Source organism: Vreelandella neptunia, assembly GCF_022489065.1.
GTDB classification, from domain to species: domain Bacteria; phylum Pseudomonadota; class Gammaproteobacteria; order Pseudomonadales; family Halomonadaceae; genus Vreelandella; species Vreelandella neptunia_A.
The window spans coordinates 1-240 of sequence record NZ_JAKVTW010000086.1 but is presented as its reverse complement, the minus strand read 5'-3'; the positions used below and the strand labels follow the sequence as shown (position 1 = coordinate 240).

The 240-nt window shown below is 47.5% G+C and carries 1 pseudogene; it reads left to right on the top strand.

What is annotated here, in order from left to right:
* A pseudogene (locus MLE19_RS22975) lies at positions 1–218 on the top strand (hypothetical protein); the annotation flags it as partial.
* Positions 219–240: the final 22 nt, after the last annotated feature.

Below are 240 nucleotides of genomic sequence, written 5' to 3'. Positions count from 1 at the left end.
TTCGCAAGCGGCGAACCGATATGTGGATTCATATTCTAGCACTGCCTCTGCTGCTAGCGATGTTCTTCCATATCATGCTGGAAGCATTACTGGGTAGTGCCTGGCTGCCGCCTAAAATGTTGCTATTTAATATCCTGGCTTCTGCAGGCTGGGCCACCTACGTCATGACCCTGTTTATTAAATTTGTCATTCACGGCCTTAAAGCCAAGACCAAGTAAGCACTTTATGCCCACTGCCTTA